General features: G+C 68.3%; 31 protein-coding genes and 1 riboswitch. Of the genes, 14 read left to right on the forward strand and 17 right to left on the reverse strand.

What is annotated here, in order from left to right; translation table 11 throughout:
* Nucleotides 1–18: 18 nt before the first annotated feature.
* From VV02_RS09095 to VV02_RS26660, 6 genes are all read right to left on the reverse strand, one after another.
* Nucleotides 19–1,032, reverse strand: a complete 1,014-nt coding sequence (locus tag VV02_RS09095) for an ABC transporter substrate-binding protein (protein ID WP_052591078.1) — start codon at nt 1,030–1,032, stop codon at nt 19–21.
* Between the two features lie 28 nt (nt 1,033–1,060).
* Entirely contained in the window at nt 1,061–1,843 is a 783-nt protein-coding gene (locus tag VV02_RS09100) for an amino acid ABC transporter ATP-binding protein (RefSeq protein WP_052591080.1), read from the reverse strand.
* Nucleotides 1,840–2,835, reverse strand: a complete 996-nt coding sequence (locus tag VV02_RS09105) for an amino acid ABC transporter permease (protein WP_052591081.1) — start codon at nt 2,833–2,835, stop codon at nt 1,840–1,842. The genes VV02_RS09100 and VV02_RS09105 overlap by 4 nt, the downstream gene beginning before the upstream one ends.
* Nucleotides 2,836–2,964: 129 nt before the next feature.
* Nucleotides 2,965–3,087, reverse strand: coding sequence for a hypothetical protein (locus tag VV02_RS27320; protein ID WP_281177294.1), 123 nt, complete (start codon nt 3,085–3,087; stop codon nt 2,965–2,967).
* Between the two features lie 34 nt (nt 3,088–3,121).
* A riboswitch (SAM riboswitch) is annotated at nt 3,122–3,234 on the reverse strand.
* A gap of 150 nt (nt 3,235–3,384) precedes the next feature.
* The gene (gene greA, locus VV02_RS09110; protein WP_052591083.1) at nt 3,385–3,879 is read right to left on the reverse strand and encodes a transcription elongation factor GreA; all 495 of its coding nucleotides are present in this window, start codon (nt 3,877–3,879) and stop codon (nt 3,385–3,387) included.
* A 211-nt stretch (nt 3,880–4,090) separates the two neighbouring features.
* Nucleotides 4,091–4,456, reverse strand: a complete 366-nt coding sequence (locus VV02_RS26660) for a DUF4307 domain-containing protein (RefSeq protein WP_052591085.1) — start codon at nt 4,454–4,456, stop codon at nt 4,091–4,093.
* Nucleotides 4,457–4,627: 171 nt separating this feature from the next.
* Here VV02_RS26660 and mca point away from each other — a divergent pair, with 171 nt between their 5' ends.
* Both mca and VV02_RS09125 read left to right on the forward strand, forming a co-directional pair.
* The gene (gene mca / locus VV02_RS09120) at nt 4,628–5,572 is read left to right on the forward strand and encodes a mycothiol conjugate amidase Mca (protein ID WP_052596754.1); all 945 of its coding nucleotides are present in this window, start codon (nt 4,628–4,630) and stop codon (nt 5,570–5,572) included.
* A gap of 1 nt (nt 5,573) precedes the next feature.
* Nucleotides 5,574–5,816, forward strand: coding sequence for a hypothetical protein (locus VV02_RS09125; protein WP_052591087.1), 243 nt, complete (start codon nt 5,574–5,576; stop codon nt 5,814–5,816).
* Between the two features lie 118 nt (nt 5,817–5,934).
* Here the strand turns inward: VV02_RS09125 and VV02_RS09130 are convergent, their stop codons facing one another.
* The 3 genes from VV02_RS09130 to trhA are packed head-to-tail and all read right to left on the reverse strand — an operon-like array spanning nt 5,935 to nt 8,074.
* Nucleotides 5,935–6,381: an HIT family protein gene (locus VV02_RS09130; protein ID WP_052591089.1), complete on the reverse strand. Its 447-nt coding sequence runs from the start codon at nt 6,379–6,381 to the stop codon at nt 5,935–5,937.
* A gap of 60 nt (nt 6,382–6,441) precedes the next feature.
* The gene (locus VV02_RS09135; protein ID WP_052591091.1) at nt 6,442–7,356 is read right to left on the reverse strand and encodes a helix-turn-helix domain-containing protein; all 915 of its coding nucleotides are present in this window, start codon (nt 7,354–7,356) and stop codon (nt 6,442–6,444) included.
* Between the two features lie 10 nt (nt 7,357–7,366).
* On the reverse strand, nt 7,367–8,074 hold the full coding sequence (gene trhA, locus VV02_RS09140; RefSeq protein WP_052591093.1) for a PAQR family membrane homeostasis protein TrhA: 708 nt from the start codon (nt 8,072–8,074) through the stop codon (nt 7,367–7,369).
* 155 nt (nt 8,075–8,229) lie between these two features.
* On the opposite strand from trhA, the gene VV02_RS09145 reads away from it, so the two are divergent.
* The 9 genes from VV02_RS09145 (at nt 8,230) to VV02_RS09185 (ending at nt 14,587) form a co-directional block, all read left to right on the forward strand.
* Nucleotides 8,230–8,994 carry an isoprenyl transferase gene (locus VV02_RS09145; RefSeq protein ID WP_052591095.1) on the forward strand — a complete coding sequence of 255 codons (765 nt, stop codon included), beginning with the start codon at nt 8,230–8,232 and terminating at the stop codon, nt 8,992–8,994.
* Between the two features lie 69 nt (nt 8,995–9,063).
* On the forward strand, nt 9,064–9,570 hold the full coding sequence (locus VV02_RS09150) for a sigma-70 family RNA polymerase sigma factor (protein WP_052596756.1): 507 nt from the start codon (nt 9,064–9,066) through the stop codon (nt 9,568–9,570).
* Nucleotides 9,567–10,232: an anti-sigma factor family protein gene (locus tag VV02_RS09155; RefSeq protein ID WP_052591097.1), complete on the forward strand. Its 666-nt coding sequence runs from the start codon at nt 9,567–9,569 to the stop codon at nt 10,230–10,232. The genes VV02_RS09150 and VV02_RS09155 overlap by 4 nt, the downstream gene beginning before the upstream one ends.
* A 32-nt stretch (nt 10,233–10,264) precedes the next feature.
* Nucleotides 10,265–10,801, forward strand: a complete 537-nt coding sequence (locus VV02_RS09160; protein ID WP_052591099.1) for a COG4315 family predicted lipoprotein — start codon at nt 10,265–10,267, stop codon at nt 10,799–10,801.
* 1 nt (nt 10,802) lies between these two features.
* Nucleotides 10,803–11,267: a hypothetical protein gene (locus VV02_RS09165; RefSeq protein WP_157063343.1), complete on the forward strand. Its 465-nt coding sequence runs from the start codon at nt 10,803–10,805 to the stop codon at nt 11,265–11,267.
* 211 nt (nt 11,268–11,478) lie between these two features.
* Entirely contained in the window at nt 11,479–12,372 is an 894-nt protein-coding gene (ehuB, locus tag VV02_RS09170; RefSeq protein WP_052591102.1) for an ectoine/hydroxyectoine ABC transporter substrate-binding protein EhuB, read from the forward strand.
* 34 nt (nt 12,373–12,406) lie between these two features.
* Complete coding sequence (gene ehuC, locus VV02_RS09175) at nt 12,407–13,105, forward strand: ectoine/hydroxyectoine ABC transporter permease subunit EhuC (RefSeq protein WP_052591104.1); 699 nt, start codon at nt 12,407–12,409, stop codon at nt 13,103–13,105.
* Nucleotides 13,105–13,788 (forward strand): ectoine/hydroxyectoine ABC transporter permease subunit EhuD, encoded by a 684-nt coding sequence (ehuD, locus tag VV02_RS09180; RefSeq protein ID WP_083450037.1) that lies wholly within the window; start codon nt 13,105–13,107, stop codon nt 13,786–13,788. Before ehuC ends, ehuD begins: the two co-directional genes overlap by 1 nt.
* A 43-nt stretch (nt 13,789–13,831) precedes the next feature.
* On the forward strand, nt 13,832–14,587 hold the full coding sequence (locus VV02_RS09185) for an amino acid ABC transporter ATP-binding protein (RefSeq protein ID WP_052596760.1): 756 nt from the start codon (nt 13,832–13,834) through the stop codon (nt 14,585–14,587).
* A gap of 72 nt (nt 14,588–14,659) precedes the next feature.
* On the opposite strand, the gene VV02_RS09190 is transcribed toward VV02_RS09185, so the two are convergent.
* The 6 genes from VV02_RS09190 to VV02_RS09215 form a co-directional block, all read right to left on the reverse strand.
* The gene (locus VV02_RS09190; RefSeq protein ID WP_052591106.1) at nt 14,660–15,463 is read right to left on the reverse strand and encodes a carbohydrate ABC transporter permease; all 804 of its coding nucleotides are present in this window, start codon (nt 15,461–15,463) and stop codon (nt 14,660–14,662) included.
* A complete protein-coding gene (locus VV02_RS09195; protein WP_052591108.1) occupies nt 15,463–16,356 on the reverse strand; it encodes a carbohydrate ABC transporter permease in 894 nt (297 codons plus the stop codon). Before VV02_RS09195 ends, VV02_RS09190 begins: the two co-directional genes overlap by 1 nt.
* Nucleotides 16,353–17,711 carry an extracellular solute-binding protein gene (locus VV02_RS09200; protein WP_052591109.1) on the reverse strand — a complete coding sequence of 453 codons (1,359 nt, stop codon included), beginning with the start codon at nt 17,709–17,711 and terminating at the stop codon, nt 16,353–16,355. Before VV02_RS09200 ends, VV02_RS09195 begins: the two co-directional genes overlap by 4 nt.
* An 89-nt stretch (nt 17,712–17,800) precedes the next feature.
* Nucleotides 17,801–18,565 (reverse strand): alpha/beta fold hydrolase, encoded by a 765-nt coding sequence (locus VV02_RS09205; protein ID WP_245633030.1) that lies wholly within the window; start codon nt 18,563–18,565, stop codon nt 17,801–17,803.
* A 62-nt stretch (nt 18,566–18,627) separates the two neighbouring features.
* On the reverse strand, nt 18,628–20,160 hold the full coding sequence (locus VV02_RS09210) for an MFS transporter (RefSeq protein WP_218917389.1): 1,533 nt from the start codon (nt 20,158–20,160) through the stop codon (nt 18,628–18,630).
* A 6-nt stretch (nt 20,161–20,166) separates the two neighbouring features.
* Nucleotides 20,167–21,051, reverse strand: coding sequence for an NAD-dependent epimerase/dehydratase family protein (locus VV02_RS09215; RefSeq protein ID WP_245633031.1), 885 nt, complete (start codon nt 21,049–21,051; stop codon nt 20,167–20,169).
* Nucleotides 21,052–21,198: 147 nt separating this feature from the next.
* Here VV02_RS09215 and VV02_RS09220 point away from each other — a divergent pair, with 147 nt between their 5' ends.
* On the forward strand, nt 21,199–21,807 hold the full coding sequence (locus tag VV02_RS09220; RefSeq protein WP_052591114.1) for a TetR/AcrR family transcriptional regulator: 609 nt from the start codon (nt 21,199–21,201) through the stop codon (nt 21,805–21,807).
* Nucleotides 21,808–21,838: 31 nt separating this feature from the next.
* On the opposite strand, the gene VV02_RS09225 is transcribed toward VV02_RS09220, so the two are convergent.
* Nucleotides 21,839–22,657, reverse strand: coding sequence for an MBL fold metallo-hydrolase (locus VV02_RS09225; protein WP_052591116.1), 819 nt, complete (start codon nt 22,655–22,657; stop codon nt 21,839–21,841).
* Nucleotides 22,654–23,193: a HEAT repeat domain-containing protein gene (locus tag VV02_RS09230; RefSeq protein ID WP_052591118.1), complete on the reverse strand. Its 540-nt coding sequence runs from the start codon at nt 23,191–23,193 to the stop codon at nt 22,654–22,656. Before VV02_RS09230 ends, VV02_RS09225 begins: the two co-directional genes overlap by 4 nt.
* A gap of 448 nt (nt 23,194–23,641) precedes the next feature.
* On the opposite strand from VV02_RS09230, the gene phoH2 reads away from it, so the two are divergent.
* Together phoH2 and VV02_RS26375 are read left to right on the forward strand one after the other, a co-directional pair.
* The gene (gene phoH2, locus VV02_RS09235; protein ID WP_245633205.1) at nt 23,642–24,874 is read left to right on the forward strand and encodes an RNA 5'-3' helicase PhoH2; all 1,233 of its coding nucleotides are present in this window, start codon (nt 23,642–23,644) and stop codon (nt 24,872–24,874) included.
* Between the two features lie 446 nt (nt 24,875–25,320).
* Nucleotides 25,321–26,097 (forward strand): aggregation-promoting factor C-terminal-like domain-containing protein, encoded by a 777-nt coding sequence (locus VV02_RS26375; protein WP_218917391.1) that lies wholly within the window; start codon nt 25,321–25,323, stop codon nt 26,095–26,097.
* The last annotated feature ends 10 nt before the right edge of the window (nt 26,098–26,107 follow it).

Genomic DNA, 26,107 nt, shown 5'->3' on the forward strand with positions numbered 1-26,107 from the left:
GCACGAGCCTGACGCCGGTCATTTCTTGGCCGGCTTCGGGAGCCCGGGCGGGTTGAGCTCGGACTTCGGCACGGCCTCCGAGCTGAGACCCCAACGCTTCAGCACCTTGGCGTACGTGCCGTCCGCGATCGTCTTGTTGAGTGCCTGCTGGATGACGGGAGCGAGCGCGTTGCCCTTCTTGGTGAGGACGCCGACCTTGCCCTGCACGGGATAGCTCGAGGAGACGGTGCCGACGATCTGGGTCTTGCCGTCGGTGGCCACGTGGTACGTCGCGCTCGGGTTGGGGCCGAGGTAGACGTCGATCCGGCCGGACGCCAGGGCGAGGTAGTAGTCGCTCGCGTTCTGGTAGTACGAGACCTTGATCGGTGCCCGACCCGCCTTGACGTTCTCCGCGTTCCAGCGCAGGAGGATGTCCTCCTGCAGCGTCCCGGAGCCGACCGCGACCCGCTTGCCAGCCAGGTCAGCAGGTCCCTTGACCCGTATCGGCGAACCCTTCTTGACCTCGAAGGCGTGCAGCCCCAGGCGATAGGTCGCGAAGTCGTACTTCTCCTTACGCAGCTCACTGACGCCGACGTTGGAGAGCGCGACGTCGTACTTGCCGGAGTCGACGCCGACGAAGAGGTTCTCGAACGACGTCGTCTGGACCTGTGGTTTGAGGCCGAGGACGTTGCTGATGAGGTAGGCGATGTCGAGCTCGACGCCCACTGGCGTCTTGTTGTCCGTCGCGGTGAACCCGAGCGGTGGGATGCCGCCGCCGGCAGAGCCGTTACCCACGATGATCGAGCCGCGCTTGCGGAGGGCGGGCGGCAGCTTCGCAGCGATCGCGGCGTCGTACGTGCCCTTGACCCGAAGTGTCTGGCTCGGCGACGTGTCGTAGCGCACGACCTGCGCCTTCGCCTCGCCCTGCTGGGGTGCGATGGTCGCCGTAGTGGTCTTCTCCTCCGGGTCCGAGCAGGCCGCGAGGGCGACCGAGGTGCCGAGGGCCAGGACGGCGGCAATTGTCGTACGACGGGAAATGGCGTTGGTGGTCATGGGAACTCGCTCTCAGGTCAGGTTGGATTCAGAGGACGCGGTCGATGAAGGCGCGGGTGCGCTCGTGCGTGGGCTGGTCGATGACCTGGCTCGGCGGGCCCGACTCGACGATCTGGCCGTGGTCCATGAACACGACGGTGTCGGCGATCTCACGGGCGAATCCGATCTCGTGAGTGACGACGACCATCGCGGCACCGTCGTCCGCGAGTGACCGGATGACGTCCAGCACCTCGCCGACCAGCTCGGGGTCCAGCGCCGAGGTGGGCTCGTCGAACAGCAGCACCTTGGGCTGCAGGGCCAGCGCACGCGCGATGGCGACGCGCTGCTGCTGACCACCCGACAGCTGGCGGGGATAGGCAGCGGCCTTGTCTGCCAGGCCAACTCGTTCGAGCAGCTCCTTCGCCTGATCCTCGACTTCACGGCGGTTGCGCCGCTGCGCCGAGATGGGAGCCTCGGCGACGTTCTGCAGCACGGTGAGGTGTGGGAACAGGTTGAAGTCCTGGAACACGAAGCCGATCCGGGAACGCTGCTTCAGCACATCTCGCTCACGTAGCTCGTGCAGCCGGTCGCCCTGCCGGCGATAGCCGATCAGGTCGCCGTCGACATGGATCTGTCCGCGGTCGACCTTCTCGAGGTGATTGATAGTGCGCAGCAGGGTCGACTTGCCAGACCCGGACGGCCCGAGCACGACAGTCACGCTGCCCTGCTCGACATCGAGCGACACATCGCGAAGCACGACATGGTCGCCGAACGACTTGGTGACGTTGCTGACCTCGACGACCGGCCGGCGTACGAGTGCTTCCGCAGTCATCGGGACACCTCGCTCGTGCGCGTCTCACCGCGAGCGGCGGCCGCATCCATGCGGAACTGTGCGACGCGAGAACGTAGGCGTTGCAACGGTGTTGGTGGCAGATGCCGAGAGCTGCCCTTGGCGTAGTGCCGCTCGAGGTAGTACTGCGCGACCGACAGCAGGGTGGTCAGGACGATGTACCAGATGGTCGCCACGATGAGCAGCGGCACGACGCGTGAGGTCCGGCCGTAGATCACCTGGACCTGGTAGAAGAGCTCAGGGATCGCGAGCACGGACACGATCGAGGTGCCCTTGAAGAGGCTGATCACCTCGTTGGTGGCATTCGGCAGGATCGAGCGCATGGCCTGAGGGAGCACGATCTTGAAGAACTGTCGGCGACGCGGAATCCCTAGTGCCGCAGCGGCTTCCAGCTGTCCCTGGTCGACCGAGGCGATGCCGCCGCGGATGATCTCCGCGGCGTACGCGGCCTGGTGCAGGGCAAGCCCAAGGACGGCGGCACCCATGGCACCGATCGCGTTGCTGGTGTCGAAGCGGAACAGCTCCGGCCCGAACGGGATGCCGATGCTGAGCTGCTTGTAGAGGTAGGCGATGTTGAACCAGAACAGCAGCTGCACGATCAGGGGGATCGACCGGAACGCCCACACGTAGGTCCAGGCGACGGCCTGGAGGAACGCGCTACCGGAGAGTCGAAGGATGGCCAGCACGATGCCGAGCGCGAACCCCAGCACCGTTCCGAGCAGGGTCAGCTGGATGGTGGTCAGCAGTGCCGTGAGGATCGTCTTCGTGACGAGGTAGTCCGCGACGGTCGACCACTCCCAGGCGGGGTTGGTGACCAGTCCGTTGACCAGCTGGGCGAGCAGCCCGAGGACAACGGCGGTGCCGACCCAGCGCCACGGGCGGCGTCGCGGGACGACGCGGAGCGCCGGTGTCGCGGCGGGCTCGTTGGGTGCCGCGACGTCGAAGGTTCGGGCTGTGGGCAAAGTCGTGGACACGGGCGGTCTCCAGACGAAGATCGAGGGTCAGGGAGAGCGACCAGAGCGCCGGAGGCCGGGCTGCGGGGGTCGCTGACGAGGCGCTCGAGGCGCAGACGGGAGACCAGGAGGGCGGTCAGACCGACGAGATCAGCAGCAGGACGCTGAGGCGATCCGCATCAGGTCGATGTGCAGGCGGTAGAACGCCGGCCGCTGCCGTTTGACGGACACGGACGGCCGCGGAACGAGCCGGGCGTCTGGCTGAGCTGCCATATCGAGCTCCGTCGCGTGAGGTGGACCCACGAGGAGTCCGCGCTTGCACCGACCGGGTGGCCGGTGCCGTGTCGTCACCCGGAGCACCCCACCGCGGTGGAGGGTTGCTGTCCAGCAAGCCGGGGCTGTGCGCTGAAACTCAAGACCTAACGAGAAGTTATGGGATGCATTAGTAGACGTGCAACTCAGCGTCTCGCTGAGCAAGACACCGCCCGCTGAGAGGCACACCGAATGCACGAGAGGCACACCCAGTGGGTGTGCCTCTCGATGGAAAGCTGTGCCTCTCGGCGGGTGCGATCAGCCGGTGTACGGCGTCGCCGCGATCACCTTCACGGCGATGGTCTTGCCGTTGGGCGCGTCGTACGACGTCTCGTCGCCGACCTTCTTGCCGTTGATGGCGGCGCCGAGCGGGGACTTCTCGCTGTAGACGTCCAGATCGGAGTCGCCGGCGATCTCGCGGCTGCCGAGGAGGAACTTCTCCTCGTCGCCGAACATCTCGACGGTCACCACCATGCCGGGGTTGACCACGCCGTTGTCCTTGGGCGCCTGGCCGACGGTCGCGTCCCGCAGCAGCTCAGTGAGCTGGCGGATGCGCAGCTCCATCTTGCCCTGCTCCTCCTTGGCCGCGTGGTAGCCGCCGTTCTCCTTGAGGTCGCCCTCCTCGCGCGCCGCCTCGATGCGCTTGGCGATGTCGGAGCGACCCTCGCCGGACAGGTGGTCGAGCTCGGCCTTCAGTCGGTCGTACGCCTCCTGCGTCAGGAAGCTCGCCGATGCGCTGGCGGTGTCGGTCACGATGGTTCTCCTTGGTGTGCGGGCCTGGCGCCACACCCCCGAACGGATGCTGGGCCAAACAACGAGGCCCGGGTCGATTCCGCCGTGCGGATTCGAACCCAGACCCTCGGTGAACCTACAAGTCTAGCAACTTGACCCGACAACGCCAGTCGGCAAGTTCCGCGTGGACGAGGGCCTCAGGCCCGCCGGACCGGTCGGCGTACGACGGTCGTCAGGGGGTGTACTCGCACGAGTCGACCGTGGCGGTCGTCGCGCGTTCGGTGGTCGCGATGGTCGCGACGTAGCGCGTGGAGGGGTACTTGCTCGGCGGGTAGGCGACCTGCTTGGAACCCACGGTCGAGTGGTCGACCGCGAGGGCTTTGATGCTGCAGGTGACGCCCTTGTCGGTGTCCGCGGTGACGTCGAACCGGACCTGCACCGAGCGGTCGTCGACGATGGAGTGGCCTGCGTCGTTCCAGGTGACGCCCTGTGAGGCGGAGATGCCCCACCAGGTGGCGAGGGCCACGCCCAGCGCGACCCCGACAGTGCCGATCACCCACCACTTGGCCTGCCCGGGAGCGGGACGAGGAAGGGGCACGACGGGCTCCTGAGCGGTGTGGGTGGCCAGCGGTTCTGGCCAGGGCTCCGAGTGAGAGGATAGGAGGCGTCGTTGCCCCGTCCGTGACCGGTCGAGATGGGGCGGTGCGGCGGGGGCCGTTCGCCCACCGCGGCACGACGACCTCACATGTGGACGACGAGGTGGACTTTCGTGTCTGACCGCTTGCGGCTCATGGCCGTGCATGCGCATCCCGACGACGAGTCGAGCAAGGGTGCGGCGACGCTGGCGCGCTACGCCGACGAGGGCCATGAGGTCATGGTCGTCTCCTGCACGGGTGGAGAGCGCGGCGACGTGCTCAACCCGCGACTGCAGGGTGACCCCGAGATCCAGCGCGATCTGCCCGAGGTGCGCCGCCGGGAGATGGCTGCCGCACAGGCCATTCTGGGCGTGCAGCACTCCTGGCTCGGATTCGTGGATTCCGGTCTGCCAGAAGGCGATCCGCTGCCGCCGCTGCCCGACGGATGCTTCGCGCTGGAGCCGATCGAGGTCACCGCTGAGGCCCTCGTACGTGTGATCCGCGAGTTCCGTCCGCACGTCATCACGACCTATGACGAGAACGGCGGCTACCCGCACCCGGACCACATCATGTGCCACGTGGTGTCGGTGGCGGCGTTCCGTGCGGCAGGCGACGAGTCGGCGTACCCGCACGCCGGCCGGGCCTGGCAGCCGCTCAAGCTCTACTACGACCGCGGCTTCTCCCGCGCCAAGCTGACCGCCTTCCATAACGCGATGACGGAGGCCGGCATGGAGTCGCCGTACAAGGAGTGGCTCGAGGGCTGGGGCGACCGGCCCGAGGGGCGGATCACCACGCGGGTGCCCTGTGCGGACTACTTCGGCAAGCGTGAGCAGGCGCTGCTCGCGCACGCGACGCAGGTCGATCCGGACGGCAACTTCTTCCGCATCACCAAGGAGATGCAGGCCAAGGTCTGGCCGACGGAGGACTTCGACCTGACGCTGTCCTACATCCCGCTGTCCGAGGGCGGCGAGGATGACCTCTTCGCCGGGCTCGGGTCGGCCGACGATGCCGACGCGCAGGCCACGAGCGGCGACCTGACGCTCGTGGTCGATGACATCCGCGAGCGAGAGACGGTCTGACATGGGCGGCTCCGGCTCGGCGAGCACCCAGATCACGGCCGGGCTCGGCGGTTTCGTCGTCCTGTTCGGTCTGGCGATCGTGTGCTACTTCCTGTTCCGCAGCATGAACAACCGACTGCGCGGTGTCCGCTACCGCGAGGAGCAGGAGCAGAAGGCCCGCGAGGCCGCCGAGCGCGACGCGGAGTCCGGCGCGCCAGAGCCCGGCGGGCTCGAGGACGGTACGCCGCACCCCGGCTCTCCCTGACGTCCCACACGTGGCGTCATCACTACCCCGCCGAAACGGCAACTGCCCCGAGTGAGATGACCGGTCATCTCACCCGGGGCAGCGCACGAAGTGGCGGGGTAGTCGGGTCGGCCGCGGCTCATCCCTGGACTTCGAGCGCGGACCTGAGCCGGCCAGCCGTCGCGAGCGCCTCCTCGGGTGTGGCGCCGGGACCGTTGACGCTGTCCATCAGGTAGCGCGGTCCGCGAGTGGCTGAGGTCTGCCACCACGGGATCAGCCAGAGGTGGAAGTGCGCGTACGCGTCCATCGTCGCCCAGCGGTAGACGCGGTCGCAGCCGGTCGCCTCGGTGACCGCAGCCAGCAGGCGCGCGGTGATCGTGCCGAGCGACGCTCGTTCTTCGGGCGTCATGGCCTGCTCATCGGCGGCGTGGCGTCGCAGCTCGAGGATCGTCGTACCCGCGACGCTGTAGGCGGCTGGCGTGTGACCCACGCGCCAGAGGTCGTCGGCGTAGAGCCAGCCGCCGGGCGGCGGATCGGTGCGGACGGTGTCGGAGCAGAACCAGCAGGACGGGTCGGTCTCGGTCATGGCATCAGCCTGCTCGGCTGAGCACGCTCGGACTTGACCGAATTTGCGATGTCCGGTCGCTCACGTCTCGACCGGCTTGGTGAACCACTGCTTCGGGTCGCCGAAACGCAGATCGTCGATGCCGCAGGCGCGCATCCGGTCGAGGGCGAGCAGGCGGTGATGCGCGGCGAACGTCAGCACGTGCGCGACCATCGCGCCGTACGTCATGACCATCGGCTTGGGTGAGAACGCGTCGACGAACGTCTCGTCGAACCGCCGCTCGGCACCGACCCGCGCGACAGACTCGGTGAACGCAGGGCCGACCCTGGTGATGCGCCGCCGCATCGACGTCACCGACTCCGCTCTCTCGACCGTGAAGTCGTACTCCCGGTCCTCCATGGCGGCCAGCCACATCTCCATCTGGCCGATCATCCGGGAGAGCAGCCAGCGCAGTGACTCGCCGTCGATGCCGTCGACCGGAGCGGCGAGAGGCGCATCGAGCTCCTCGTCGGCGAGGCGGTCCGCACGAGTCACCAGCTCCTCGACCAGCCAGACGTGGTGCTGCACCATCTGATCGACCACATCCATGCCGCTCATCTCCGTCCGGGCCGGCAGGCGGAGGCCGCCTGGTGGGTGGAAGTGCACGTTGTTGGGCGCGGCGATCTGGAAGCGGGTGGGCCGCTGCCGCCAGACCGAGGGAGCGATGTCGTACGCCCGACGGAACGCACGCGTGAAGGCCTCGTGCGAGGAGAACCCGGCCTCGAGGGCGACCTCGAGCAGGGTGGCGTCGCTGCGGATCATCCGGTACGCCGCGCGCTCCAGCAGGATGCGGCGCCGGAACGTCGTGGGCGTCTCGCCGGCCACGGCGGCGACGATGCGCTCGTAGTGGTGTCGCGAGAAGTGCGCGTCGGCGGCCAGGACCGGTGCGCTGGCGGTCAGCCCGTCGAGGTCGTCGGCCAGACGGGAGACGAGCTGCTCGAACGGATCAGGCGGCACGCTCGGATCGTCAGGTCGCGAGGCCGGGGCGGTAGATCGCCAGGGACGCAGCGACGTAGTGGACCACGAACGCTGCCACGGTGAAGGCGTGGAAGACCTCGTGGAAGCCGAACCAGCGCGGAGAGGGGTTGGGTCGTTTGGTGCCGTAGACGACTGCGCCCAGCGTGTAGAGCAGGCCGCCGACCGCGATCAGCGTGACCACGGCGATGCCGCCGGCGTGCAGCAGCGGACCGAAGTAGAAGACGGCCACCCAGCCGAGTGCGACGTAGACCGGGGTGTAGAGCCAGCGTGGGGCGTTGACCCACAGGACCCGGAACAGCACCCCGAGGATGGCGCCGCTCCACACGATCACCAGCAGCTGGGTTGCCTGGCCGCGAGGCAGGAGAGTCAGCGCGAACGGTGTGTAGGTGCCGGCGATGATCAGGAAGATGTTGGAGTGGTCCATCCGCTTGAGCAGGCTGTGCAGCCGCGGAGACCAGTTGCCCCGGTGATAGACCGCCGACGTGGTGAACAGCAGGACGGCCGTGATCCCGAAGATCACGGCGCCGATGCGGCCACGAGCGGTCGGGGCCAGACAGATCAGCACGATCGCGGACGCGAGCGCGAGAGGCGCCATGCCGGCGTGCAGCCAGCCGCGCAGGCGGGGCTTGACGAGGCGTACGAGCTCGGACGCGGTCTCCTGGACCTCGTCGAGCTGGTGGCCGATACGGGCGATCATGAGGACATCCTAACTTACGTTTGCGTAAGTTGCGGTCGCTCGGCCGACCGGCGCAACCTCGCCATTGACTCGAACGTCCATCTTCGGGCTCACGTTCCGACGGTAACGTCTGAGTGGTGCCGTTCGACGCCGATGACAGCAACCAGGAGTAAGTGATGCGTGGTCTGAATGACCTGCTGTACGGCGCGTACGAGCGACAGCTGACCCGGGCGCTCCCACAGGAACAGCTGCCCCGGCACGTCGGCGTGATGCTCGACGGCAACCGGCGCTGGGCCAAGCTGCGCGGCAAGAACTCCGAGACCGGTCACCGCGCGGGCGCGGACAACATCGAGCCGTTCCTCGGCTGGTGCGAGGACCTCAACGTCGAGATCGTCACCCTCTGGCTGCTGTCCACCGACAACCTCAACCGGCCGGCCAAGGAGCTGGCGCCGCTGCTCACGATCATCGAGGACGTCGTCGCCGACCTGGCCGCGACCAAGCGGTGGCGGATCAACGCGGTGGGCGCGCTCGACCTGCTGCCGCAGCAGACGGCGACCCGGCTGAAGGACGCCGCCGACGCGACCCGCGAGGTCAAGGGCTTGGTCGTCAACATCGCCGTGGGCTACGGCGGGCGCCGCGAGATCGCCGACGCCGTCCGATCGCTGCTGCAGGAGCACGCGGCCAAGGGCACCTCGATCGAGGAGCTGGCCGAGGTACTGGATGTCGAGCACATCGCCGAGCACCTCTACACCAAGGGCCAGCCCGATCCCGATCTCGTCATTCGCACGTCGGGGGAGCAGCGGCTCGGCGGGTTCTTGCTCTGGCAGAGCACCCACTCGGAGTTCTACTTCTGCGAGGCCTACTGGCCCGACTTCCGGCGAGTGGACTTCCTGCGAGCCCTGCGTGCGTACGCCGAGCGCGAGAGGCGCTACGGCGCTTGAGATTCGTCGCCGGTCTCGTTGAACCCGAGGCGCGTCGGCAGCGTAGGTAGAGGTGTGGAGGCTGACCGCGTGCGTGAGGACGAGCAGCTGCTGCGGACGCTCTTCGACGAGCACGCCGCGGTGCTGTGGTCGTTTGTCGTGCCGCTCACCGGCGGCAATCTGCCCCTCGCGCAGGACATCGTGCAGGAGACGATGCTGCGCGCATGGCGCCGGCCGGCGATCCTCCGTCAGCAGCAAGGATCGGTCCGGTCCTGGCTGTTCACGGTGGCGAGGCGGCTGGTGATCGACGAGTGGCGCAAACGCAGCCGCCATCCGGAGCTGCCGCTGGACGAGGCGCGTGAGGCCTCGGACGCCGAGCAGGTCGACGCGCTCCTGGACTCGGTCGTGGTCAACGAAGCGCTCTCCCGGCTGAGCGCCGACCATCGCGCGGTGCTCGACCTGTGCTACTTCCAGGGCTGTACGACGACAGAGGCTGCCGCTCGGCTCGGCATCCCCGACGGCACGGTCAAGTCTCGGGCGCACTACGCGCTGCGGGCGCTGCGGCTGGCTTTGCAAGAGATGGGAGTGACGTCATGACGTCCTCAACCGATCCGTTCGAGGAGTTCGACGCGGCGTACGTCCTGGGCGCCCTGGACGACGACGATCGGGCGGCGTACGAGCAGCACCTGCAGACGTGCGACGCATGCACCGCTGCGGTGGCCGAGCTGCGATCGCTGCCGCCGCTCCTGGCGCGCGCGCAGCCTGACGAGCCGAGGCCGGAGGTGCCGCCGATGCCGCAGACGCTGCTCCCGGGGATGCTGCGCACGGTCCGGCGCTCGCGGATCCGCCGACGTCTGGCGGTCGGCGCGGCCGCTGCCGTGGCCGCCGTCGCGCTGGTGGGCGGCACTGCGGTGCTCGCGGACCGTGGTGACCCGCCCCCGTCGATCGGCCAGCCCGTCGCGATGAGTACGGCGTCGGCTGCTCCGATACGCGCGTCGCTGCACCTCCAGCCGATGGCGTGGGGCACGAAGGTCACGATGGAGTGTCTCTACGAAGGCGACCGCGCTCCGCAGGGGCCGCGCCGGACGTACGAGCTCGTGGTGCTCCCGAAGGATGGCGGCACCCCGCAGACGGTGGCGCGATGGGCGGTACTGCCTGGGCGGGACGCGACGGTGACCGGGAGCACGGACCTGACCGCCGCGGCCATCAGCCAGGTCCAGGTGCGTACGACGGACGGCCGGGTCGTTCTGCACACCTGAACCATTGCCGCCGTCGTGGCGTAAGCGTTGGTATGAGCACTCGACACGGCATTCGGCCCCGGTACGGGGCGGGCCTGGCGGTGGCGGCGTTGTCCGTCACGCTTCTCGGAGCCTGCGGCTCCAACGACGACTCAGGTTCCGGTACGAACGCACCTGCTGCCTCCGGCGCTGCGCTGAGCGCGACCTCCTCGTCCCTGGGCGCGGTGCTGGTCAACAGCACGGGCCGCACGGTCTACTACTTCGCCGGCGACAAGGGCATGCAGTCGCAGTGCAACGGCGCCTGCGCAAGCAACTGGCCGCCGGTGAACGCACCGTCTCCGCTCCCCGCCTCGCTCGACGGCGTGACCGGCAAGCTGGGCTCGGCGACCCGCGCGGACGGCAGCAACCAGCTGACCGTCAACGGCCACCCGATCTACACCTTCAAGGGCGACTCGGCGAAGGGTCAGGCGAAGGGCCAGGGCAAGGTGCTCGACGGCGGGCTCTGGACGGTCGTGGCACCGGACGGCGACGCGATCACCAGCAAGGCCGGCTCGACGCCGACCGCGGAGTACGGCGGCGGGGGCTACTGACATGTCTGTTCTCGGAGTGAGTACGCCTTCACGCTCGACGGCACGACGTCGTACGCCCGTGGTCTGGGCTCTTGCAGTCCTGGTCGCCGGCGCGCTGGTGATCGATGCAGTCGTGCACATCAAGAATGCCGACCTGTACGCCGGGGCGCCCGGCGGAATCTTCAACGAGGGCAACATCTTTCGCGTCCAGGGCATGGTCGCTCTCGTAGCGGCCGGAGCGTTGCTGGTGAGGCCGCGGTGGTACACGTTCGCGTTCGCCGGACTCATCGCGGCGACCGCCGCCGCGGCCGTCATCACCTACACGTACGTCGAGGTCGGCGACATCGGTCCGATCCCTGACATGTACAACCCGACCTGGGAGACCGACGGCAAGGTGCTGTCCGCGGTGGCCGAGACGGCCGGTGCGGTGGTCGCTCTCGGAGGCTTTTTGATGACATGGATGGAGGCCCGGCGAGTGCGCGACTGAGACGTCTCTTATCAGGTGTGCCCGTCTGGACATAGGTGGCCCCCAGCGAGGTCACGGACCGGTAAACGATTGCTGTGCGGAACACTGTGACGCCGTTCCGGCTCCGATAACGTCGAGTGAGATTGAGGCTGGCGTCGCCCTCCACCGTGGTGGATCGGCCGTTGGTCGGACAGACCTACGAGGCACCACCTACGAGGAGCTGAGTCCGCACATGTCTCTCGAGATCTCACGTCGTACCCTCATTCGCTCGGCCGGCCTGGTGGCCGTCACCGCGCCCTTGGTGGCGTGCGGCGACTCCAAGGATCCGGCGCGCGGCGGCGGAGGAGGCGCCACCGCAGGGGAGGACCTGCTCGCCAAGGGCAAGAGGCAGGGCTACCTGCGGGTCGCCATCGCCAACGAACCGCCCTACACCAAGATCGAGCCGGACGGGACCGTTACCGGTGCCGAGCCGGACATCTTCCGTGCGGTCTGCAAGCTGCTGGGCATCAAGGACATCCAGGGCACTGTGGCCGGCTACGACGCGATGATCCCGGGGCTCAACGCCAACCGCTGGGACGCCGTCACGGCCGGGCTGTTCATGAAGCAGTCCCGCTGCGCGCAGATCGACTACTCCGAGCCGACCGTCGTGTCGACCGAGTCGTTCGGCGTCAAGAAGGGCAACCCGAAGAAGATCCTGACGGCCGCTGATGTGGTCAAGAACAAGGACCTCAAGATCGCCGTCATCGGCGGCGGGTTCGAGGAGGGCATCCTCAAGGGCAAGAAGGTGCCAGGGGGACAGCTGCTCCCGGCCAAGGACGGGCGTACGGGCATCGAGATGGTCAAGTCGGGCCGTGCGGACGCGTTCTTCCTGCCGACGCTCTCGCTGAACGACCTGGCCAAGACCGACAAGGACTTCGAGGTCACTGCGCCGGTCACGGACGTGCCCAACACCGGCGCTGGCAGCGGCTTCCGCAAGGGCGACGCGAAGTTCGTCGAGGCGTACAACGTGCAGCTGAAGAAGTACAAGGCGACGCCCGAGTTCGACGCCCTGATGAAGAAGTGGGGCTTCGACGCCGAGGCGTCCCGCAAGGCCACCAAGGCCGAGCTGTGCAAGGCAGAAGGCTGATCTCCACCCGGCCCCGAACGGTCAGGTCCGCCGGATGAGCGCCTTGTGGGACTACCGCAGCCTGCTGCTGGACGGACTCTGGCTCACCGTCCAGGTCTTCGTAGTCGGCCTGGCGCTCGCGGTCGTCGTGGCGTTCGTCCTCGGCATCGCCGGGCTGTCCGACCACCGGTGGGTGCGGTGGCCGGTATCCGTCTGGGTCGAGTTCTGGCGCGGCACGTCGATGCTCGTGCAGATGTTCGTCCTCTTCTACGTGCTCCCGTTCTTCGGGCTGGAGTTCACGCCGTTCGTCTGTGCGGTGCTCGCCCTGGGACTGAACGAGGGTGCGTACGCCTCGGAGATCGTCCGCGGGACGATCTCCGCGCGGGCGAAGGGACAGAACGAAGCCGGTATCGCGCTCGGGATGAGCAAGGCGCTGCGGATGAGGCGCATCCTGATCCCGCAGTCGATCCCGGCGATGCTGCCGCCGTTCGGCAACGTCGCGGTGGACACGCTCAAAAACACGTCGCTGGTGTCATTGGTGACTGTCGGTGAGCTGACCTACCAGACCCAGCAGGTATGGAAGACCGAGGGCCACACCGTCGCGATCTTCACCGCGCTGCTGGTCATGTACTTCGTGCTGGCGATGATCGTCGCCGGCATCATGTGGCTGCTCGAACGGCGGTTCGCGGTTGATCGGGTCGACCGTCGGTTCGCCAGCAGGTTCTTGCGCACGAGCGCGGGACCGGGGTTCTGATGATGATTCCGACCAAGGACTACTGGGACAGCCAGTACGCCGCCGATGCGCTGCCGAAGCTGCTCGACGGGCTGAAGCTCACCGTGCAGATCAGCCTGCTGGGCTTCGCGCTCGCCGCGGTGCTCGGTCTGCTCGTCGCGGTCGTACGACGCTCGAAGATCCCCGTGATCTCGCACCTGTTCAGCTTCTACGTGCTGTTCATCCGAGGTACGCCGCTGCTCGTCCAGGCGATCTTCGTCTACTTCGTGCTGCCCAAGCTGCCCGGAGTCGGCGTGAGCCTGAGCCTCTTCTGGGCAGGCGTCGTCGTCATGGGCGTCAACTACAGCGCGTATTGCGCCGAGGTCTACCGGGCCGGTATCGAGGACCTTCCTGCCGGGCAGTGGGAGGCCGCCACCGCATTGAGCCTGCCGCGCGCCACGACCTGGGGTCGTGTCGTGCTTCCGCAGGCGATCCGGTCGGTCATTCCGATCCTCGGCAACTACCTGGTGCAGATGTTCAAGGACTCGGCCGTGCTGCTCGGTATCGGTGTCGTCGAGCTGCTCAACTCCGCCAACATCTACGGCCAGGACAGCTACCGGTTCGTCGAGCCGATGGTGATGGCCGGTCTGCTCTACCTGATCGTCAGCATCCCCGCCAGCCTTGCCTTCCGAGTGATGGAGCGTCGCCTTGCCGTCAACGCCTGATACGCCGACTGTCACCGACAGCGCCGTGCCGACCGAGGAGCCGATGATCTCCTTCGACGGGGTGAGCAAGTCGTGGGGAGACAACCACGTGCTGCGCTCGCTGGACTTCCAGGTCCATCCCGGCGAGAAGGTCTCGATCATCGGGCCGTCCGGCTCGGGCAAGACCACGATCCTGCGCATCCTGATGACGCTGGAGACACCCAACGAAGGCGTCGTACGCGTCGGCGGCAAGACGCTCTGGGATGTCCCCGCGGGCGGAAAAGCCAAGGAGACCAAGGAAACTCGGCTCGCGCGCCGCGACGTCGGGATGGTGTTCCAGTCGTTCAACCTGTTCCCGCACATGACCGCGCTCGCCAATGTCATGGAGGCGCCGATCAAGGTCTCCAAGGTGCCCAAGGAGCAGGCGCGTGAGGAGGCGCTCGAGCTGCTCGACATGGTCGGCCTGCGTGAGCACTGCGAGAAGAAGCCGCCCAAGCTGTCCGGTGGGCAGCAGCAGCGCGTCGCGATCGCTCGCGCCCTGGCCATGAAGCCTCGGGTGCTGCTGTTCGATGAGCCGACCTCGGCGCTGGACCCGGAGCTGATCGGCGACGTGTTAGGCGTCATCCGCGATCTCGCGCACCGGTCGGACATGACGATGCTGATGGTGACGCACGAGATGCGGTTCGCCGAGGAGATCTCCGACCAGGTGGTGATGTTCGACTCCGGTGCGGTCGTCGAGCAGGGGCCGCCCGCACAGATCCTGAAGGAGCCGCAGCACGAGCGGACCCAGCGCTTCCTGCGAGCCGTCCTCGAGCACTAGGTCGACAGTGCAAGCCGCGTCGCTACCCAGATCCGGGAAGCGACGCGGCTTGCACTGTCGGCCCAGAACGGGTCAGTCTTTGGTGGCGCCTTCGAGCATGCCGGCGATGAAGTGGCGTTGCAGGAACAGGTAGAGCACCACCACGGGCAGCGCGACGATCGTGGCGCCGGCCGCCAGCAGGGCGAAACCCTGCGTGTACTGGCCCGAGAAAAAGCTCAGCCCGAGCGGCGCGGTCCGCAGTGACTCGTTGCTCGGCACCATGACCAGCGGGATCAGGAACTCGTTCCAGGTCCACATGAACGTCAGCACCACCAGCGTCACCAGCGCGGGTCGGGCCAGCGGCACGAGCACCTGCCAGAGGATGCGCCAGGTCGACGCGCCGTCGAGGCGAGCAGCCTCGATGATTGAGCGGCTGCTGGACCGGAAGAACGCACGCAACCAGAACGTCCCGAACGCCACCGACTGCGCGACCTGCGGCAGCGCGATCGCCCAGAACGTGTCCGTCAGACCGATCGCCTGCAGGTCGAAGAACAGCGGTACGACGATCGCCTCGGCGGGCATCATGATGCCGAGCAGCATCAGGTAGAACAGCAGGTCGCGACCGCGAAAACGCATGGTGCCAAAGGCATATCCGGCCAAGATCGACAGCACCGTGCTGATCGCGACGACGAACGTCGACACCAGCACGCTGGTCCGCAGGTACGACCCGAACCGGCCGATGTCCCACGCCTCACTGAAGTTCGAGACGCCGCCCGGTGCCTCGGCGTCGGACTGCAGCGCGGCGACCACGATGGTGATGATCGGGTACAGCGCGAAGATCGCGAACGCCACCAAGATGACGTAGTTGAGGGTCCGCTCCGAGGTCGAGACGCGCATCAGTCCGTCACCCTGTCGCCAATACGGGTGATGGCGAACGAGATCACGAAGATGATCGCCGTCAGCACCACCCCGATCGTGCTGGCGAGCCCCACGTGGCCGAGCTCGAAGGCCTGCCGATAGACCTCGTACGACGGCACGGTGGTCTCGTGACCGGGCCCACCTGAGGTGGTCATGTAGATCAGGTCGAACGTCTTCAGCGCCGCGATCACGGTGAGGGTGAGCGCGACCGCGATCTCGCCGCGCACGGACGGCAGCGTGACGGCGAAGAACTCGCGGACCGGCCCGGCGCCATCGATGCGCGCGGCCTCGTAGAGCTCGCGAGGGATGCGGCTCATGCCGGCGAGCAGCAGCACCGTGACCAGACCGCTCTCGAACCACGTGCCGATCACACCGACGGCAGGGAGCGCGAAGGTGTAGTCGCCGAGCCAGCCGCGCGTCCACGAGTCCAGGCCGATCGCCGAGAGCACCGAGTTGAGCGAGCCGTCCGGTGAGTACAGCCGCCGCCAGGCCACCGCGATCACGACCATCGCGACGACCTGCGGCAAGAACACGACCGTCCGGAAGAACGACAGGCCGCGCACCTTCGCCCGGTGCAGCACTGCGGCGAGGACCAGCCCGACGAGCAGCGGCAGCACCGCGAAGAACGCCATCAGCACGAGCGCGTGCCCGAACGATGCCCGGAGCCGCTCGTCGCCGAAGACGTCCGCGTAGTTGCCCAAGCCGACCCAGGTGGCGAGCGTCAGCCCGTCCCAGTCCCAGAACGAGAGGTAGACGGCTTTCAGCAGCGGGTACAGCGCGAAGGCGGCATAGACCGCGAAGGCCGGGAGGACGTACAGGTAACCGACCCGACGCGGCTCACCGGGAGGGCCGGCCGTACGCGTACGGCTCACTTGGCCGTGAACTCCTGGTAGTCCTTCTGCAGGGCTGCCATGGCCTTCTCAGGCGTGACCTTCTTGGCCAGCAGGTCCTGCAGCGTGGCGCCCAAGGTGTCGCCCATCGTCGGTGTCGCCCAGTCGAGGTAGGGCACCAGCCCGTCGGCCTGCGAGATCTGACCGAACGCACCGAAGACGTCCTTGCCAAGGGTGTCCGGAGGGCTCTGCTTCGAGGTCTCCACGACGGGCAGGTTGCCGTTGTCGGCCAGCACCTTCATGGCCGCCGGGCTGGTGATGAAGTTGATGTACGCGGCCGCCGCGTCAGGCTTCTTGGCCTTGCTGGTGATCGCGAACGGCAGGCCGGTCCCGCCGGTCGTGATGGTCTTACCGCCGGCCTCCGAGGGCGGCGGGAGCATGAACCGCACGTCGCCCTTCATCGCCGTGGACAGGTCGGCCTGCAGCCAGGACCCGGCGAACAGGAACACGCCGTTGCCCTTGCTGAAGCTCTGCCATGCCTGGTCGTAGTCCTGGCCGTTGAAGCCCTTGTTGAAGTAGCCCTTGTCGACCCAGCTGACGAGCGTCTGCGCGGCCTTCACGTTGTCCGGCGCGGTCCAGCTGGCGCCGGCCTGCCCGAACCCGAGCTTGCGGATCTGGTCGGCCTTGGCATAGCGACCCTGGACGATCCCGAACAGGTGCCCCGCGGGCCACTTCTCGACGTTGCCGAGGACGAGCGGGATCTGTCCCTTGGACTTCGCGGTCGCCAGCGCGGCGTCCATCGCGGCCCAGGTCTTGGGCGGTTGGATGCCGAGCTCGGTGAGCCTCTTGGCGTTGTAGTAGACGCCGACGACCTCGCCGACCTGCGGCATGCCGTAGAGGCTGCCGGACCCGAACGTCTTGCCGTCGGGGGAGTAGGACGCGACCGAGCGCACCGAGGTCGGGTAGCGCGTGTCCCAGCCGTACGCCTTGGCGTAGCCGTCGAGGCTGATCACCTGCTTGGCCTTGACGAACTCGCCCATCTGGGAGCGTGTGTTGTTGGCCTGTACGACGTCGGGTGCGTCGTTGCCTGACATCGCCAGCCGCAGCGTCTTGGTGAGGTCGTCGAACGACCGGGAGACGCGCTTGATCTTGATGTTGGGGTACGTCTTCTCGAACTGCGCGATCAGCGTGGACATCTGCTTCTGCTGGCCGCCCCGGACCTCTTGGTCCCAGACGGTCAGGGTCACGTTGCCCATCTTCGCCGCGTCGGTCGTGACGGACGCGGTCGGCGGGGCGGACGTCTTCGTGTCGTCGCCGTTGCTGCCGGGTGTGCACCCGGCCACGGTCAGCGCGCCGACGGCGAGCAGTGCCATGGAGGTTCGCTGCGTGCGGTTCATCCAGTCAGTCTGGCCCGAAAGCGGGTGTTCGTTGCTGGTCCGGGAGAAATCGATTCCGAGCCCTGCGATGTCGTACGCCGGGTGTCACCTCAGCCGAGGAAGTCCAGCAGGAGGTCGGCGACCTCCGCGGGCCGTTCGAGGCTGGGCAGGTGACCGGCCCAGGGGAGTGCGCGGTCCTCGGCGTCCGGGATCCGCTGAACCAGATCGGCCGCGATGTGCTGGAAGTAGTCGAGGTCGAGCGCGCCGGACACGACCAGGGTCCGGGCCGTGATCGTGGCCGGATCGACGTCGACCCACACCGGCTGGGGAGGGTTGGGCTGCTCGTCGGCGGCGAGCTGCACCTCGAACGCGCGCTGCTGCATGTCGCGAACCAGCTCGCGGGCGCTGTCGTCGGCCTCGGGTCCGACGAAGGTGCGGACGTTGAGCGCGGTGGCGGCTGCGACGTCACCCTTCTCCAGCAGCGCGTCCTCCTCCTCGCCGAACGCGCGGATCGCAGCCGTCGGCTCGTAGCCCCGTGCGTCCGAACACAGGAGGACCAGGGTGGCGACGAGTTCGCTGGTAGCAGAGGCCATTTCGAGTGCAACCCGTCCGCCGAACGATGAGGCGACCAGCCCGATGCGATCGGCGCCCACATGAGCCAGCACCTCGCGTACGTCATCGGCGAACGACATCTCGCCCGGCCCCACCGGGCTCTGGCCGAAACCGGCGAGATCGACTCGGATGACTCGATGACGCGCAGCCAACGCGTCCCACTGGGGATCCCACATGCGGCGGTCGGCGACACCGGCATGGATGAGGAGCACGGCGTCGTACGGGCTGGAGTCGCCGGATCCGGCGATGTCGTAGTCGATCACGGCGCTGACGCTATGGCCGAGTGAACAGGGGCGCCAGTGCATTTCGAGCCCATGAACCAGGCTCAGGCACCGGACGCGCGCTCGCCTCGACGTGCCCACGTCATCTCCGCGATCACCAGGACGCCAGCGACGAGCACGATCAGGGCGACCACCTTCAAGGCGGTCCCTGCGCTGGAGGAGTATGCGCTGATCACCTCGCCGTGGTGCGGGCGAGTTGTCGTGGCGAGCGCCTCCGCGACGGTGCGCGGAGCGTGCTCGGCAACCCGTACGTCGGGGAGCTCGCTCGTCATGTGGTGGACGAAGCCCGAGGTGAGCAGACTTCCGACGACGGCCACGCCGAGCGCGCTGCCGAGCTCGCGCGTGGTCGCTTGAAGGCCACCCGCGACACCTGCCTGGTGGGGCGGCAGGGCGTGCGCGATCACGGATGTGAGGGATGGCAGCGCGAGGGTCACGCCAGCACCGACGAGGACGAGCCATGCCCCGTACGCCGCGTAGCTCTCGTCGATGGCGGTCGCCAGTCCGAAGAGTCCGATGCCGATGACACCGAAAGCCGTTGCCAGCACAAGGCGTTCGCCGGCGCGGGCCACCAGGCTCGGGACGTAGCGGGCACCCGCCAGCAGCGGAACCGTCAGCGGGACGACGCCCAGTCCGGCCTCGAGCACGGAGAAGCCTCGGCCGTACTGCATCAAGGACGCGTTGAGGTAGAAGAGACCGAACACGCCGAAGAAGACGATCAGCATGCCCGAGCAGGCGGCTCTCAGGGCAGGGACGCGGAACAGCCGCGGATCCAGCAGTGGCTGAGCCGAACGCAGCTCGGTGCGTAGCCACGCCGCGAGCAGCACGAGGCAGGCGACGAAGGCGCCGATGACGGGCGCACTCGCCCACCCCCGCTCGGGGCCCTCGATGATCCCCATCAGCAACGCGAGAGTGCTCAGCGTGAGCAGCACCGCGCCGGGCAGGTCGAGGCTGCGATGGTGACGATCTGTTCGAGGAGCTGCGAGGGCGACCCAGATCGCGCCGATCAACGCCACAGGAATGACCGCCGCGAAGAGCCACCGCCAGGTGCCCACGCTGAGGAAGGTTCCGCCGCCGACGTTGCCGACGACCCCGCCGACGCCGGACATCGCGGCCCAGATGGCGAGCGCGTGCGACCGCCGGCGCGGCTCTGTCGCGTGGATCAGGACGGCCAGGCCGTTCGGCAGGACACACGCGGCGCCGAGGCCGGTGGCGGCACGGCCCACGAGCATGACCGCCACGTCGCCGGCGAGCGCTGAGACTCCCGCTCCCGCGGCGAAGATGAGCAACCCGGCGATGAGCACCCCTTTGCGGCCGTAGCGGTCCCCGAGGGCGCCCGCCGGGATGACGAGACAGGCGAAGACCACGACGTACGCATCGACGATCCAGAGCAGCTGGGAGGACGACGGGCGCAGGACGCTGGACGCCAGCATCGGCACCGCGAGATTGATCGATGCGACGAACCCGACGACCAGGATCGTGCACCAGCAGATGCCGGCCAGTACGAGCCGGTCACGAGCCCGTGGAGACGGCTCGGCGGCACGAGAGGTGAGGGGCGCGATCGCCGGTTCGGTGCGCACGGCGCCTCATGCCCTTCCGTAGGCGCCGGCGTCGATGTCCTCGACCAGGCCAGCACCGGTCGGGGTCCACGGAAGCATCGCGCGGGTGAGCTCGTTGGACGCCGTCATCGTGGTGCGGAAGAACCCGCCGACGAAGCCGAAGTGCTCATCGGCGTCCCCCGGAGCGACCGAGGTCACCGGTAGGTCCAAGGCGCGGCCGAGAGCCTCGGCGATGGTCCGGGTGCTGATCGCCTCTTCGTCAACCACGTGCAGGCGTGATCTGGCCGGCGCCTGCTCCAGCCCGAGCCGGATCAGGCGTGCGGCATCGGCGCGCGCCACGGCTGACCACCGTGCGGTGCCGTCGCCGACGTAGGCGGAGACGCCGTGCTTCCGGGCCGCCGCAGCGAGGAAGCTGACGAATCCCCAGTCGCCGACGCCATGGACCGACGGGGCGAAGCGGGCGATGACGGTTCGTACGCCGCGCCCGGCGTACTCGAGTGCGAGGTTCTCGCTGCCACCTCGCGCGGAGTCGGGTCCGACCGCCGGCGACGCGTCCGTCTCCCGGACCGGCCGTCCCTCGACGATTCCGGAGAGCGGGGCTGCTACGACGAGTGGACGGTCTGTGCCCAGGAGGGCGTCGGCCAAGGCACCGATGGCGGCGCGTTCGGACCGCTTCGTCTCGGCCGGATCGGCCCAGTCGTGCTTGTTCGCCAGGTGGACGACGCCGTCTGTCTCGGCCGCGCCGCTGCGGAGTGAGTCGAGATCATCAAGGTCGCCGCGGAGGACCTTCACACCCTTCTCGTCGAGCGCCGCAGCGGATGCGTCGGAACGGGCCAGCCCGATGACGTCATGGCCGGCGTCCAGCAGCTCGTCGACGGTTGCGGAGCCGATCCAGCCGGTTGCTCCAGTCACCAGTACACGCATGAGCGTGACCTCCTTGTGCCCTTGCGGGCGTCGATGGTGTGTGGCACGCGGCCGAACCGAGCAAGCGGTTACGAGACAGCGTGTACCGAAACTGTAGAGCATTACGAGACACTGTGTCCATGTACTGTGACGCGGGTGACCACAGAGCAGGGCCGAGGAGGCCGACCGCGGAGTGAGCAGGCTCGTGCGGCGGTGCTGCACGCGGTCGATGACCTGTTGCTCGAAGTCGGGTACTCGGCGATGACGATGAAGGGCATCGCCGAGCGAGCCGGCGTGTCCCGGCAGACGGTCTACCGGTGGTGGTCGACGAAGGCGGAGATCCTGTTCGAGGCGAGTGCCATCGACGCGGAGCAGGAGCTGGCCGTACGCCCGGCCGGCGATCCGGTGAGCGACCTCGCGGCGTACCTCGATGCGCTGGGGCGTTTCCTGGCCGAGTCCGAGGCGGGGGCTTCCTACCGTGCGCTCCTGGGCGAGGCGCAGCACGACGCGGCCGTGGCGCAGCTACTCGGGACGAAGGATGTGATCGGAGACAGTGCCCGGACGGTCATCGATCGAGCCGTGCCGCACCTCATGGAGTCAGTACCCGCAGACCGGGCCGTCGCCCGGCTGGTCGGACCGACCTTCTTCTGGATCCTGAGCGGTCGCAGTCGAGCTGAGCTGGTCGCACAAGACCTTGCCGCGGCGTTCGTGGCCGAGATCAGGGCTGATGCAGGTCCCAGTCGAGGCGGCGCTGGAGCTCGCTGAGTGCCCGCGATCCGCGTCCAGAGCGAGTGCGCTACAGAGGCCCGGCCGGGGCGTCACCCGGGAGGCCGACGCGCGCCCGAGCCTGCTGGAACGCGCGAGGGTGCACGCCGGCACGACTCACCGCGGCGTCGTCATCGAGATGTCCTTCTACGAGCAGCCGGAGGGTCTCGCTGACCCGAGCGATCGTCGTACGGAACTGTGCTGCGAAGGCGCGATCGACCACGCGGCCGTGACCGACGACCACGGGCCCGGTGAGCAAGGGCATCAGTCGGTCGAGGGTCTGGGCCCACTCGTGCGGGAAGGAGTCACGGAAGCCCGGCGGGCCGCTCTCCTTGACCAGGTCGCCGACAAAGCACGCGTCCGCGTCGCTGCAGGTGACGACGATGTCGTGGTCGGTGTGCCCGCGACCGAGGTGCGTGAGGCTGACGACCCGGTCGCCGAGATCGAGCCTCTTCACGTCGTTCATGACGTCGGTGGGCGGGGTGACGGTGACCGCCGTGATCGCCGCCCGCTCATCGGGTGTGAGGTCGCGCTGCAAGAGGTTCTGGCGCAGCGGCTCCGAGGCGTCGCGCACGAAGTCCGGCGCGCGGTGGTGGGCCCAGATCGGGACGTCCGTGAAGCAGGCGTTGCCCCAGACGTGGTCCCAGTGGCCGTGGGTGTTGACCACGGCCACCAGCGGTGACGACGACAGGTCACGCAGCTGGGCGCGCAGCTCATGGCCGGAGATCTCGGAGGCGCGGGTGTCGATCAGGACCAGGCCGGTCTCGCCCTCGATCACGCCGACCGTCTCGTCGGCGAAGTCGTAGCGGCGGGTCCAGATGCGGTCGCCGATCTCGGTCCACCCGGTCATGGCGCCACGTCTCCCAGGTCGCGGTCGAGGCGGCGCTCGAGGTCGCGGAGCGCTCGCTGCGCCGCGGCACGAACAGCGGACTCCTCATCATCGAGCGCGTCCAGAACGGTCGGCGCGTGCTCGCCCTCGCCCACAGCCCCGAGCACGCGCAGGGCAGCGGCGCGTACGCGCGGTACTTCGTCGGCGACGAGCTGAGCGGCAGGGTCGGCGGAGGCGCCGATCAGGCGGAGCGCGGCGACCTTGGCGCACATCTCGCGCACCCGCCAGTGCTCGTCGTCCAGGCCGGCCACGACCGCGCGCTCCGCGGAGTCGTCCCAGGCGTACAGCAGGGACCGCGCGCCCCACACCCTGAACCAGTAGTGGTTGACCGGCTTGGCCTTCCACGCCTCGGTGTGCGTGCTCAGCGCGCTGACGAACTCCGGGTCGGCGACACCATCGATCAGGCCCGCACACCGGCGTACGACATCCGCCTCGCCCCAGCGCGCGCAGGCTCGCGCGACCGTCTCCGATGGGTGCTCACGATCCGGACCGGGCATGGGAGTGATCCTTCCAGAGTGAACGCCCTGGACCGCGGGGTGCTGGTGTGACTGGTGAGGTTGGTGGGGCTCAGGTGTCTGAACGTGCGGCAAACGTCACAGCAATGTTCGGCGAGTCGGGCGGCTCAGTGCTCCCGCATGTCAGCCCGCCGTCGTACGGTCGGATTAGCGCGGAGGCGCCCGCCCTCGCGTTCGGGAGGCCCACCTATGGAGCGATCACCGCTCTGGACGGAGGGTCGGTATCGGCCCCACCGTCAGCGGTTGGCCTGGTCCCGGCACCTCGTCCGAGAGTAGGCCCGCGCGGCGGAAGCGTTGCGCGGTAAGGAGATCGGCCATGGCATCAGCCCGTCAGTCCTCCCGTCCCTCGTCCGCGCGCGCCCGCACCAAGAAGCCCAAGACCCGCACCTACGTGCTGGACACCTCGGTGCTCCTGTCCGACCCCCGCGCCATGACCCGGTTCGCCGAGCACGAGGTTGTGCTCCCTGTAGTTGTCGTGACCGAGCTGGAGGCTAAACGCCACCACCCCGAGCTGGGCTACTTCGCCCGGCAGGCGCTGCGCATCCTGGACGACCTGCGCGTCACCCATGGACGGCTGGACTCACCCGTCCCCATCGGCGAGGGAGGCACGCTCCGCGTTGAGCTCAATCACACCGACGCCGAGTCGCTGCCTGCGGGCTTCCGCCTGGGCGACAACGACACTCGCATCCTGGCGGTCTCGCGCAACCTGGCCAACGAGGGCTTCGACGTCACAGTGGTCAGCAAGGACCTCCCGATGCGGGTCAAGGCGTCCGCGGTGGGGTTGCCTGCTGAGGAGTACCGCGCCGAGCTGGCGGTGGACTCCGGCTGGACAGGCATCTCCGAGCTCGAGATCACCGACGCCCAGATGGACACGTTGTACGACGACGCGCGCCTCGAGCTCGACGCGGCGGCCGACCTGCCGTGCAACACGGGTGTCGTCATGCTGGGCCCGCGTGGCAGTGCCCTGGGCCGGGTGATGGCTGACAAGTCGGTCCGTCTGGTCCGCGGCGACCGCGACGCGTTCGGGCTGCACGGTCGCAGCGCCGAGCAGCGGATCGCGCTCGACATCCTGCTCGACCCGGACGTGGGCATCATCAGCCTCGGTGGCCGGGCCGGCACGGGCAAGTCGGCGCTGGCCCTGTGCGCCGGCCTGGAAGCCGTGATGGAGCGGCGGCAGCACCGCAAGGTGATCGTCTTCCGTCCGCTGTACGCCGTCGGCGGCCAGGAGCTCGGCTACCTGCCCGGCAGCGAGAACGAGAAGATGGGCCCCTGGGCCCAGGCGGTGTTCGACACCCTGAACGCCGTGGTCTCGCGTGAGGTGGTCGAGGAGGTCGTCGACCGTGAGCTGCTTGAGGTCTTACCGCTGACGCACATCCGCGGGCGTTCGCTGCACGACGCGTTCGTCATCGTCGATGAGGCGCAGTCTCTGGAACGCAACGTGCTGCTCACGGTGCTGTCCCGAGTGGGTCAGAACTCGCGCGTGGTCCTCACCCACGACGTCGCCCAGCGAGACAACCTGCGGGTCGGCCGGCATGACGGCGTGGCCGCGGTCATCGAGAAGCTCAAGGGCCACCCGCTCTTCGGCCACGTGACGCTGCACCGCTCCGAACGCAGCCCGATCGCGGCGCTCGTGACCGATCTGCTCGAGGGCGGCGAGGCCTAGCTCCCGCGTCCGGACGGGCTCTCCGGAGCCAGTTCGGGCGGATGACCAGACCACGTGTCGGCGGTCCGACCGGTTCACACCGGGACGTACCGCCGACACTTGGTTGTGTCCCAAGACGTCTGCGCGACACCTTCTGTCAATTCGGCGTGCGGAGTGGACAAGGTAGGGGCGATCATGCACAGTTGGTCCGCTGGTAACGGTTGAATAACGGGCAGAACGCCCCCCGCAAGCCCGCCCTGCCGTACCGGTAAGAACGTCTTTGGCGCTTCGTAGCGCGGATGTGACCCATCCGCATTGCGGGGCGCACTGCACGCCCGAGACACCCCCCAATGGTCTCGGAACGCGTAGGTGGTACTACCCCCGCACCGCCCCCCAAATTGGTCACGCACGTCCACGATCAGGTTGCCGATCGGCAGCCTGTGAGCGGACGTAGGAGGTCCCCCCGGATGTCAACACCCGTCGGACGGCACCGCGCCCGTCGACAGGCCGCACTGCGCCGTCCAGCAGTTGCGGCTACGGCCACACTCTCCGCTCTTGCTGTCTCCGCCGCGGGCTACGCCTCGGCCACCGAGCACGGCGCCTCCTCGGCTGCCGGCAACCTCAGTGGCACGGACGGCCTCGCGCCCGCGAGCAGCTCACAGCAGTACCAGAGCTTCGACCGCAACACCTCTTCCTCGCTGCAGCAGAGGGCCTCGCGGGCACGCACCGCGGCCTCCGCCCGTGAGCGGGCGTTGCTGGCCAAGCGGGCGGCGGACGCCAAGATCAAGCAGACCTCCGCGAGCAAGGCGTCCATCGGCGTGCTGCGCCAGATGGTCACCGATCGCACGGGCAAGGCCCAGGACCTGCTCCCGGCCCGCGTCAAGGAGACCACCCCGGACGACCGCGCCTCGCGCAGCAAGCGCGACGAGCCGGTGCCGACCGGCGGCAGCCCCAAGGCGATCGCCCGGGCGATGCTCTCGTCCTACGGCTGGAGCTCGAGCCAGTTCGGCTGCCTCGACAACCTCTGGACCAAGGAGAGCGGCTGGCGCGTCTCGGCGACCAACGGCTCGTCCGGCGCGTACGGCATCCCGCAGGCGCTGCCCGGCCGCAAGATGGCCTCTATCGGCTCCGACTGGCGTACCAACGCCGCCACGCAGATCAAGTGGGGCCTGGGCTACATCCAGGACCGCTACGGCAGCCCGTGCAGCGCGTGGTCGCACTCGGTCGCGACCAACTGGTACTGAGCAAACCGCG

This window comes from Luteipulveratus mongoliensis, assembly GCF_001190945.1.
Taxonomy (GTDB): Bacteria; Actinomycetota; Actinomycetes; order Actinomycetales; family Dermatophilaceae; genus Luteipulveratus; species Luteipulveratus mongoliensis.